The 11,413-nt window shown below is 41.3% G+C and carries 11 protein-coding genes; 2 read left to right on the plus strand and 9 right to left on the minus strand.

Features of this window, described 5'->3' with window-relative positions; genetic code table 11:
* Nucleotides 1–7: 7 nt before the first annotated feature.
* Nucleotides 8–832, minus strand: coding sequence for an undecaprenyl-diphosphate phosphatase (locus tag AFK25_RS08465; RefSeq protein WP_009362343.1), 825 nt, complete (start codon nucleotides 830–832; stop codon nucleotides 8–10).
* A gap of 161 nt (nucleotides 833–993) precedes the next feature.
* Complete coding sequence (locus AFK25_RS08470) at nucleotides 994–1,503, minus strand: DoxX family protein (protein WP_019417845.1); 510 nt, start codon at nucleotides 1,501–1,503, stop codon at nucleotides 994–996.
* Between the two features lie 240 nt (nucleotides 1,504–1,743).
* Between AFK25_RS08470 and AFK25_RS15310 the strand changes: the two genes are divergently transcribed.
* Entirely contained in the window at nucleotides 1,744–1,875 is a 132-nt protein-coding gene (locus tag AFK25_RS15310) for a hypothetical protein (RefSeq protein WP_009362344.1), read from the plus strand.
* 171 nt (nucleotides 1,876–2,046) lie between these two features.
* Here the strand turns inward: AFK25_RS15310 and tnpC are convergent, their stop codons facing one another.
* Nucleotides 2,047–3,495 (minus strand): IS66 family transposase, encoded by a 1,449-nt coding sequence (gene tnpC, locus AFK25_RS08475; RefSeq protein WP_049720887.1) that lies wholly within the window; start codon nucleotides 3,493–3,495, stop codon nucleotides 2,047–2,049.
* 233 nt (nucleotides 3,496–3,728) lie between these two features.
* Between tnpC and katG the strand changes: the two genes are divergently transcribed.
* Entirely contained in the window at nucleotides 3,729–5,915 is a 2,187-nt protein-coding gene (gene katG, locus AFK25_RS08480) for a catalase/peroxidase HPI (RefSeq protein ID WP_035067032.1), read from the plus strand.
* 39 nt (nucleotides 5,916–5,954) lie between these two features.
* On the opposite strand, the gene AFK25_RS08485 is transcribed toward katG, so the two are convergent.
* The 6 genes from AFK25_RS08485 to AFK25_RS08515 form a co-directional block, all read right to left on the minus strand.
* Nucleotides 5,955–6,944 carry a PD-(D/E)XK nuclease family protein gene (locus AFK25_RS08485; RefSeq protein ID WP_035067030.1) on the minus strand — a complete coding sequence of 330 codons (990 nt, stop codon included), beginning with the start codon at nucleotides 6,942–6,944 and terminating at the stop codon, nucleotides 5,955–5,957.
* A 39-nt stretch (nucleotides 6,945–6,983) separates the two neighbouring features.
* A complete protein-coding gene (locus AFK25_RS08490) occupies nucleotides 6,984–7,277 on the minus strand; it encodes a nucleotidyltransferase domain-containing protein (protein ID WP_035067028.1) in 294 nt (97 codons plus the stop codon).
* Entirely contained in the window at nucleotides 7,258–7,716 is a 459-nt protein-coding gene (locus AFK25_RS08495; protein ID WP_009362348.1) for an HI0074 family nucleotidyltransferase substrate-binding subunit, read from the minus strand. The genes AFK25_RS08490 and AFK25_RS08495 overlap by 20 nt, the downstream gene beginning before the upstream one ends.
* Nucleotides 7,717–8,014: 298 nt before the next feature.
* The gene (locus tag AFK25_RS08505) at nucleotides 8,015–8,656 is read right to left on the minus strand and encodes a tetratricopeptide repeat protein (RefSeq protein WP_240483449.1); all 642 of its coding nucleotides are present in this window, start codon (nucleotides 8,654–8,656) and stop codon (nucleotides 8,015–8,017) included.
* 169 nt (nucleotides 8,657–8,825) lie between these two features.
* Nucleotides 8,826–10,274: a M20/M25/M40 family metallo-hydrolase gene (locus tag AFK25_RS08510; protein ID WP_035067024.1), complete on the minus strand. Its 1,449-nt coding sequence runs from the start codon at nucleotides 10,272–10,274 to the stop codon at nucleotides 8,826–8,828.
* Between the two features lie 66 nt (nucleotides 10,275–10,340).
* Nucleotides 10,341–11,396 (minus strand): tetratricopeptide repeat protein, encoded by a 1,056-nt coding sequence (locus AFK25_RS08515; protein ID WP_035067022.1) that lies wholly within the window; start codon nucleotides 11,394–11,396, stop codon nucleotides 10,341–10,343.
* Nucleotides 11,397–11,413 lie beyond the last annotated feature (17 nt).

The raw sequence follows: 11,413 nt of genomic DNA on the forward strand, positions 1-11,413 counted from the left end.
TTTTTTGTTACGCAAAATAAACCATATAAATAACTGCCGCAAGCACGATGCGATAAATGGCAAATGGCACAAGGCGAACACGATTAATTAAACGCAAGAAAAAGCGAATCGCTAACAAAGCAAAAACAAAAGCACTAATAAAACCGACAATGAAAAATGGTAAAGCATCCACTGTGATGTACTGCCAGTTTTTCAACAACGAAATAAAGCTTGCTCCAGCCATAATTGGCACCGCCATAATAAATGTAAAATCAGCTGCTGCGCGATGGCTCATTCCGACAAGTACGCCACCTGAAATGGTCGACCCCGAACGTGAAAACCCTGGCCAAAGGGATAAACATTGAACGAGACCGACAATGAATGCTTGTTTATACGTTATATCATCTACTGTTTGCGCTACTTTCGTTCGTTTTCCGAAACGGTCTGCTGCGATCATCAACAATGCTCCAAGCACGAGCCCAATGAGCACCGTTTCCGTCGAAAACAAATGTTCATCAATATAGTCTTCAAATAAAACACCTAACACACCAGCAGGTAAAAGACCGATAAAAATGTGCATAAGCGTCAAACGCGGTCCTGTTCTCACTTCGCTTTTTCGTAAATAAAGCAATTCGAAAAATTTATCTTTAAACACCACAACGGCAGCTAAAACCGAACCGAGCTGAATGACGACTTTAAACGTATTCGCCCCATACTTCCCTAAAAACTCACTTGACTTTAGCCACATATCATCAACGATAATCATATGACCAGTCGACGAAACAGGCGCAAACTCTGTCGCTCCTTCAACTAGTCCTAAAATGAGCGCTTTAATTAACTCTATTACATGCATGTATGTCCATCCTTTCTAAAACGGTAAAATATGTATAATCTCTTTCATTTGCCTACTCTATTGTACTACAAACATTTTCATTCTACTACTTACATGTGAAAATTACTTAAAACAAAAAACGGCCACGCAACAAGATGCGTATGGCCGTCTTCTTTTTTTATTTAAGAAGTCGATGCGATTTTTCGCTTATTCTGATATTCACTCACATATTTACGAAGATACGGAATTACCCAACGATCAAGCCCGAACTTTCCTGCATTCGCCCCTGCAACAAGAATGAAACATGTTAACAAAACCATTTGCGGGTTTGTGCTTGTTGTACCCGAAAACATAAATGCAAAATTCATTACAGCACCCATCAAAGCAGAAAATGTTGTAAACACACCTAAAAGCAACGCAATTCCAACGAGCACCTCACCCCATGGTACAAGAAAATTGAAAAAACTAACGTTTGGTAATGCAACATGTTCAATAAAAGACGCCCACCATCCTTGTACTGCTGGATGCTCCCCTGTTGCTTTACTAAGTGCTCCTTTTAAAAATCCTGTCGCATCAAATCCTCCTGTTACTTTATGCCATCCCGCCATAAACCATTCATAACCGAGATACAAACGAAACACTGTCAAAACGGCCGCTGCGCTTACATGCTCACGTAACCATTTTACTACCATGTTGCATCTCTCCTTATTTATAATTTTTTATAATTATTACACTTTTATCATACCACTTTTTGTATTATTCAAACCAAATTTGTTCGAAATTTCACATGATATTCAAAAAGATTTGACTATATTATTACAAAAATTAACCATTGTATAAATATAAAATAATTATATAACAGTTATTGATTTTTTAAGTCTGTTATAATACAATATAACTAACAAAAGAAACGTGCGAAAGGGGTTTTGTTTATGGAGATGTATACTAAAGCTTACCAAAGATACGTTGAAAAATGTAATGAATTCGGAATCGAGGCAATTGACTTAATCGAATTTATTCGCAACTTGACAACTGAACAAGTCAAACATATGCTACAACATTAAAGATTGGAGTGAAACGATGAACGGAAATGCGGATGTGAACGTATAAATCCCCCATTTTATTCTGCAAACAGAATGAAATGGGGGATTTTTATAATTTTTGTAACTATTCACCCCCGTGCTAGTGTGTAAAAAGCCCAGCACAAATAGGGCATTTCTGTCATAGAAAATGCCCTACGTAGCGGAAAGAACACGATCTATCGTTTCACCTGTCAACAGAAGACACAACGAGTCCCACACGTTTTTTTCGTGCTTTGTGAGTGTGGAAACGATGCTTCTTGCGATGCAAAACGACTGCGCGAACGTTTCCTGACGAAACGTCCCTGAGATGTTCTCTTTGACTTTGACCATGCGAAGATCTCGTTCGGCTTGGTTGTTGTCAAAGGGAACGTGAGCTTCACGCAAAAAGCGCAGCGCTTCTTCCTTCCGTTTTTGAAGTCGCCGAATGAAGGAGAGCGCTTTTTTTGGCAACGGTGTCATCCCTTCCAACCGATGTTGCGCTTTCGCGAGTATGCGATCATACACGCGCTCCCAACGTTTCGCTTCTTCTTCAGGAAGAAAGCCACCATGTTGTTCGACCACTTGTTTGGCGGATAATAGAAACGTGGTCATCCGTTTTGCCCATGTATGCCCTTGTTCGATGAACCCTTTCAAGTCACGTAAATGATGGGCATGACAAAGGGCATGCGTGGCTTCGGTGTATCTGGGATACGTACCGAATGCATCATGCATCATCGTTCCTTTATATTGTGGAAGAATCCCGATTTCATCGGTTGCTTTCTTTCCACGAGAAGCGTGAGGAGCTAAGTATGTATATGCAGATGTACAGGCGACATGAACCCAGGCCTGTTTGCCATCGATCCGCAAGCTCGTTTCATCCACATGCAAGATATCCGATGGAAGCAATGCTTCCTCGATGATGTCCATGTTTGGTTCGAGTGCTTCGCGTCCTCGTTTGACCATATTGACAAGTGTTCCTGTGCTGATCGGATGTTGATATAACTCTTCCATCATGTCACGTAAACGTTGATATGGAATCATTTGTATATTGTATAAATACACGACAAGCGCCGTGAGCCGTGGACCATATTGCACATGATTGGTGACGTGTGATGGGAACTCGGCTTGTTGTACGCACCGACAGTGCGGGCATGATTTCACTTCGCGTTCATGTTGTGTGACTTCCATCGTCACGGGAGGCAGATCAAACACTTGACGGACATCGACTTTGAACGGTTTTACGTCACGTAAAGAAGCCCCACATCCTTGACACGTATGGACGCGATGAACGACACGATGGTGTGGATGTTCCACTTGACAGAGCGTCGTTCCCTCATGTCCCTCCTGTCCGCCAGGCTTTTTGCCAGACGGTTCACGAGAGGAGCGCTTTTTCTCGAAACGGTCAGAAGATGGGGGCAGATGGCTATTAGAGCTGTTTTTTTTCGTGCGTGCTTCCAGCTCTTGAACGCGATATGTCAGTTGTTCATTTTCTTTACGTAGCTGTTTGTTTTCTTGACGCAAATGTTCATTTTCTTGAATGAGTTGATGAATGAGCTGTTTTTGTTGTTGGACTTTGCCCATTAAGCTCTCAACCGTAAATACAGCTTGTTGTACCGTCAACATGCGATTCACCTCCTTGTCTATCAATATTCACATCATAGACAAGGAAAGAAAAAAATATTCAGCTCACTTTATGATGTGGCTGAATAGTTACTAATTTTTAAATAAAAATATCATTTTTACTTTACTATTAAATATTAATTTAGTATAATTCTAATGTACTAATTATTATCACTCTCAACGAGTGAACACCTAGCATCATATTTCATTTATATGTAGGAAAGGAGAATAAAAGAATGGAAAACAAATGCCCGTTCCATGGAAGTGTGACGAATCATACTTCAAACAAAACAACAAACAAAGACTGGTGGCCGAACCAACTGAATGTAAGCATTCTTCATCAACATGATCGAAAAACGAATCCCCATGACGAAACGTTCGATTATGCGGAACAATTTCAAACACTTGACTATTGGGCGTTAAAAGAAGATTTGCGTAAACTCATGACGACAAGCCAAGATTGGTGGCCTGCCGACTACGGACATTACGGCCCACTGTTTATCCGCATGGCTTGGCATTCTGCAGGAACATATCGCATTGGCGACGGACGAGGCGGCGCTTCCACAGGTACGCAACGGTTTGCACCGTTAAACAGTTGGCCAGACAACGCGAACTTAGATAAAGCACGTCGCCTGTTGTGGCCGATTAAACAAAAATACGGCAATAAAATTTCTTGGGCGGATTTAATTGTGTTAGCTGGCAACGTGGCGATTGAGTCTATGGGTGGAAAAACGATCGGTTTTGGCGCTGGCAGAGAGGACGTATGGCACCCAGAAGAAGACATTTATTGGGGGGCGGAAAAAGAATGGCTCGCCTCAGAACGCTATACAGGCGACCGCGAATTAGAAAATCCGCTTGCCGCCGTTCAAATGGGGCTGATTTATGTCAATCCAGAAGGTCCTGACGGCAACCCAGATCCGCTTGCGGCGGCGCGTGACATTCGCGAGACGTTTAAACGAATGGGAATGAGCGACGAAGAAACTGTGGCGCTCATCGCAGGCGGCCATACGTTTGGGAAGGCGCATGGAGCTGGTGCTGCATCGCATGTCGGTCCTGAACCAGAAGCGGCTCCGATTGAAGCGCAAGGGTTAGGATGGCTTAGCTCGTACGGAAAAGGGAACGGGCGCGATACGATTACAAGCGGTCTGGAAGGTGCTTGGACGCCAACACCTACGCAATGGGATAATAGCTATTTACAATTGCTTTTTGAATATGAATGGAAGTTGACGAAAAGTCCAGCTGGTGCGTATCAATGGGAAGCGGTGAATATAAAAGAAGAACATTTAGCGCCTGATGTCGAAGATGCCAATGTGAAAGTGCCGCCGATGATGTTGACGACCGATTTAGCGTTGCGCTTTGATCCAATATATGAAAAAATTGCTCGTCGCTTTTATGAACATCCAGAAGAATTTGCAGATGCGTTTGCTCGTGCATGGTTTAAGCTCATTCATCGCGACATGGGGCCGAAAACGAGATATCTTGGCCCAGAAGTGCCGAAAGAAGATTTCATTTGGCAAGACCCGATTCCAGAAACAGATGTTGAATTAACGGATGCAGAAATCGAAGACATCAAAACGGAAATTTTACATTCAGGATTAACGATTAGCGAGCTTGTGAAAACGGCTTGGGCTTCCGCTAGCACGTTCCGTAACTCCGATAAGCGTGGTGGAGCGAACGGTGCGCGCATTCGGCTCGCGCCACAAAAAGATTGGGAAGTGAACGAACCAGAGCGACTTGCGAAAGTGCTTGCGGTTTATGAAGACATTCAACGCGCGCTCCCTAAAAAAGTAAGCATCGCTGATTTAATCGTACTCGGCGGCAGTGCAGCAGTCGAGAAAGCAGCCCGCGATGCTGGGTTTGACATCCACGTACCGTTTATGCCAGGACGAGGTGATGCTACGGAGGAACAAACGGATGTGGAAAGCTTTGCCGTATTAGAACCGTTCGCTGACGGATTCCGCAACTATGAAAAGAAAAAATATCGCGTCGGCCCTGAGGAACTGCTTGTCGACAAAGCCCAATTGCTCGGCTTAACCGCCCCAGAGATGACGGTATTAGTCGGTGGCTTGCGTGTGTTAGGAGCAACGTATCGCGATCTTCCTCACGGTGTATTTACGGATCGCATCGGGGTGCTAACAAACGATTTCTTTGTTCATCTTGTCGATATGAACTATGAATGGGTACCAAGGGAAGATGGCTTGTATGACATTCGCGACCGGAAAACGAAGGCTGTTCGTTGGACCGCCACTCGTGTAGATTTAATTTTCGGATCAAACTCGATCCTTCGCTCCTACGCTGAATTTTACGCCCAAGACGACAACAAAGAAAAATTTGTCCGCGACTTTATTCAAGCTTGGGTGAAAGTCATGAACGCCGACCGATTCGATCTTCGGAAAAAAACAAAAACATCGGTTACGATTTAAAGGAGAAAAAGCAGGTGGACGATCGTCTCCCCTGCTTTTTTATTGGTTAGTATGAACAACTGTTAATGCATCAAGCAATTTTTCAGCACGTCTAAGAACATCGATCGTACTTGTCAAATCAAGTATCCCATCTTTGTTTGCTATTATATAGTTTTCTAAAACTGCCACCGTCATATATCTTCCGTTTCCGAATCGACTTGGCTTCTTCACATGTAGTTGAAAATCCCTCGATTTCTCGAGCACTTTCTGGCACCAATTCGTACGAAGATACGCCCTTTTTTCTTTGTCAGCTACTTCAATTTTAACACATAATTTTTCTTGTTCTAGTTGCAAATAGAGCTGACAATCACCTCCGTTTTTCCAATGCCACCAAAATCCATAAAAACCACCTTGTGGGTTAGAAACATAATCCCACTCCCCTAAAATACCAGCGTTTTGAAGTTCACCATAAAACCCTTGCCATGCAAGCCCTTTCCATTCATGTAAAGGAGCTGTTTTGTATTTGTTATAAGCTTCTTCAATCGATAACAAATGTTGATAATAGTCATTGAATATGGAATCTGTGATGTTTCGTTTATATCCCTCTTGTAAAATCGCTAACATATCTTTCCCTAAAAACGGCTTGTACCCTGCTGCTACCACTGTATCGTAATTGCTTTGATTACCTATTTTATAGTAGATAGGAAGTTGATGATGATACCCTCGCTTTTCTACCGCCACACGATATCGCGCGAGTTGATTCGTGTGATCTCGAGTATATGTCTTATCCTCAATGAGAATGGCATATTTGTGATTGATAACAACTAATATATCTAAACCGTCGACCTGTCTAGTAATGGAAATGTGCTCGATGTTTGGACAAGATTGCCCATGCTTGCGAAATATCGCCTCAATAAATTTTTTCCCTATGTCATGCAATGGTGGATTTATCTCGGAAAATTCATGACTTGCCCAATTCATTAACCAGCATAAAAAAGCATCTTGTGATAGCTCACTTGTGGCGTACGAAAATAAGTTAGGTTTATTCATTTTTACATTTTCTCCTTTTGACATAACCGATATATCAGCTCATCTCTCATAAATAACGATTCCGTCACGATCAATTTGCCGCGCGATCTCTTTATTCAATGAATCAAAAAACAGCACATCGAACGAATAAATGCCAACAATTTCATCGATTGCATCAATGACTTTCCATTTTTGCTTTCCTGTATAATCAATGCACAAGTCAATATCGGAGTTGTAACGCGCCGTCCCTTTTGCCCGCGAACCGAATAAAACAACTCGTTGGATCTCTTCTTCACTTCGAAAATATGCCAATAAGCGTTCAAATACGTTTCGGCTAATTCCATATGTTGTCACGATCGATCACTTCTTCTTTAATTTTTTGCAACAGCGCTTCAATTGGTTGGACGTATTCATCAACAATTTTTTGCTTAATTTGCTCATAATCTTCTTCATTATATACATGTGCCGTTGCATTACGAGAACTTAACATATCGTTCCATATGTCAATATGTTCAATCCATCCTTCTTTAAAAGCTTGCCGATAGCACGCCCTCGGACTGTGTAATTCTAACCCAGACGCTTTAAAAATTTTCGACAACAACTTCCAAAGTTGATCTTCGAGAATTTCATATTTCTTTACGATTGAATCTCGATATACTTCTTTCATTAACTCATCTTCCGCTGGAATTTGCTTAGAAGCAGCAATGACATTTTTCAAATGAAGCAATAAGCGAAACGCATATTGATATGACAAAACAATTGATTCTTTGTAGTTTTCCAATGAATGGCTCACATAAATACACTCCTTTCCACATGTTTTTATTATAGTGTATTTGCTATCTTTTCTGCTTTTTTCTTAGCTTCCGATCTTCCCACCACTTTTTTATGCCTATAAAAGCACCTGGAAAACCGAATACGACAAGAAGCAAGCCGAGTACTCGGTCAAATGAGCCCGTCGGATCAGTTAGTCTAAAAATCCCGCTAATCCCAAGCAGGAAAGATAAAAGACTAAACACAATTTGTGCAAATACGTTGTTTATGTACATGCGTCTGTATCATCCTTACTCACTAATTTATATCGACTATGTTAATTAGAAAAACGTTTGGCGGTTTGGATGATTTTGTTGGTGTTCTAACGAACGAACAAGCACATACCGTTGAAGTCCACGTGAAGTAGAAATGGCTAGATTTCCATATCGCTCAGCTTCTTTTTGATCGCCATTTCGAAACGCCCTTTCCGCTTCTAATACATAACAAAAAGGGTGTTTTTTTACTTTCTGTTTCAAATTCTCGAACCGATCTTCCTGTCCTCGCAACAGGGCAATCAATGCTTGATTATAATAACGGGCTGTCTCGTTTTGAATATCATTCGCCACACGTTCGGCCTCCTCTAATTCTCCCTTCTCTATGTATATATGGACAAGGGCTAGCTTTTTGGCTTCTTCATAACCTTTCTTTAGTTGTTCGGCATATTGTTCAGCTTGTTCAAACTGCTTATGTACTAATGCTCTCGTTAATGCATAATATGGATGTTTTATTCTTTTTTTCACATAACCTTCAACTAAATTCACGTTTTTTGTCCAAAAAAGAATATACATATGATAACAACCAATCCCCATCACAATCAAAATAATTATGCCAATTTCGATCGACTTAGGAAGTTGGGCATGCACTACGTTTAGAAAAACTCCAATACTTGCACCGATAAGCGCCCAAAAAAGTAAACTTTTCATACACATCTTCCTTTCTTTTTGAAACATACTTTCGCCTTTTGAATACTTTTTTCCATTTTACTATAAATTTTCATAAACAGGACATACGGTCATTAAATTTATTTGCTAAACTTTTCATGGTACCAAAAAAGGACGCCTAAGCGACGTCCTTTTCATAACGCAAAATCGATCATTCCATCTGCTTCGATTTCACTTTTGACACTCTTTCCACTTTGACAACTTTTCGATCGACACGACGTAAATCATTTCGACCAACATAACATACATCGTTTCGATCACCACGACGCAAATTGCGCAACATTGTTGAAAAGTCTCGCCATTGATTAAGCACTGCTTGAATGAGTTGCACCGTTCCATAACAAGCATCCGTATTTAATATTTCGTCGTCTGTATGTTCCCACTCATATCCTGCAGATAAGTTTACGCTTTGAATGCCATGTTCTGCCCAAATTCTCGTATCGCTACTTCTACCAGCCGTACATGTCCAATGAGTTAATCCAATGTCACGAGCTACTTGTTCAAAAAACTGTCCGTAGCGAATATCGCAAAACGGCTGAATGGTGCTACATGATGTGACGATATCCCCACTTCCCCGCCGATCAACAACAATCGCTGCATCAACGTCCCATAAAAAATATTCCTCTAGATTCCGCGCTCCAACAAGTCCGCACTCTTCTTCTACGGTAAAAACAAATTTTATCGTTCCGTTAAACGAAGATGTGTCAAGCCATTTCGCAATTTCAAGCAACACAGCCACCCCAGCGCGATCATCCGCTCCTAAAATTCCTTCACTACTTGACCAAATCGCTCCTTGTTTCACAATTGTTCTTCCTGGCGCAAATGCTTCTACCGTATCTAAATGAGCGTTCAACAAAATCGTCGGTCCGCGTCCTGTTTTGTACGTCTTTTGCGCCAGCAAATTCCCATATCGATCCACTGTGATATGATCGACATATGGCTTCAGTTTTTCATACACGACAGCGCGAATGTCTTCTTCATTGCCACTTTCCCCTGAGACGCTAAGCAATTGTTCAAGCTCTTGAAGGAAAACCATTTTTTGAATATATTGTTCTTCTTGTTCTAACCAATCGATTTGTACTTTCCGCATGTTCTCCGCGAGATCAAGAAGCTGCTCTCTGTTCATCCGAAACGCCACCCGATGAGAACGAGACTGTGATAAATGAACATTGACGCGCAGCGCACGGAACAACTTCATGACTTTCTCCATGTTTGTTTCTTTATGAAAATATATATGTGGTTGTCTCTTCTCATGGCCATCACAACAAGCAATAGTATATAAGCCAAGACGGTTTAACTCACGAATCACGCCACTAATATACGTATCCAACTCAAACACTTTCGGCTCTTCTAGCCCTATTATCTCGCTAACTCCGCGCCCACGAAAATCCACTGCTTCTAACCATTGTTTTTCGCTAATCGGCGGATTATCAATCGTTAATACATCGTTCCAAAACGTATAATCGACATTCGCTACGTCCAAACTTTTCAATAAAAACTCGACGTTTTCTTTTTTCTCATTTGTGCAAATAAACTCATTTGGACTTTTTTCCTCTAAAATAAAACCTTGACGAATAAATAATTGGTTCCACGTTTTCATGGCGTCATCACTCCTTTTCGTTATTTACAAGTTCAATATAAAAAAAGAGCGATGACACACATGTCATCACCATTCATCGTCAAACATAAACGTATAATCACTGCGATACATAATGATATAATCGACAAGCCCGTTATAATAGTAGGCCGTTTCCCCTCGACATGGGCATGAGTCGAGGGTCGGAGGTACTCCAATACGGCCTAGCTTTTCCCGAAGACGCTTTACTTTTTGAACGAACGTATTTGTAGGAATGTCCCCATTCCGTCTCGATTGGAAAAATACCTCCATATCATATTTCGTTGCCGGACGCTCTTTGTTTGTTTCCACTAAAAAATAACAAAGCATTTCCGAAGGATCGCGTGGCAAACATACTTCGCTACCGTGATACGATACAACATTTTCGCGATCGGAAAAATAAAGAACGACTGTATTTTTAGGGGGATTCATCATCACTTGTTCACATTGTTCTTTTGAACAATATTCTTTTCCGCTCGCCGTCCATTTCGTAAATGCTTGCATCGTTAAAATGTTTTCATTTCGCTGCAACCATTCATGCAAAAACGAAAGTTCCGCAGGTTTCTCTTGATCACTTATGTAATCAGGAAATTGCGCTACTGATTGATACGTTTTTTCCGCGATAAACAAGGCGCTATTCGCCAAATAAAGATGCGCATAATATAGCTGCCGTTCATTTAAACAAAACTCGCGATTTGAATACGTCTTTTGATATTCAAGCGCTTGTTCAAAATAACGAAGCGCCTCTGTGTAGCGCTGTTCGTTATACGTTAAAAACCCGAGACGATAATAGGCAATCGGATTTTCCGAATCATATCTCAACGCTTTTTGAAACGCTGTTTTCGCCACACGCTCGTCTTTTCTAAGCTGTGTTTTCAAATATGTTCCATAATGAATCAAATAACTCACAAGCTGTTTTTTCACATACTCAAACCCATGTTCCTCTTTTTCCTCTGCTGAACAACGGGATAAGTAACGGACCATTTTCTCATACACATCGACAATTTCATAATAAACCCAATCTTTTGCCTCACCGCTATTTAGCTCTTCAAGAAGTTGTTCTTCGCGGTCGTATAATGTATCTAAGGTTATTTCGGATCGTCTCATGAAATTCTCCTTTCAAA

It is taken from the genome of Anoxybacillus gonensis, from assembly GCF_001187595.1.
Taxonomy (GTDB): Bacteria; Bacillota; Bacilli; order Bacillales; family Anoxybacillaceae; genus Anoxybacillus; species Anoxybacillus gonensis.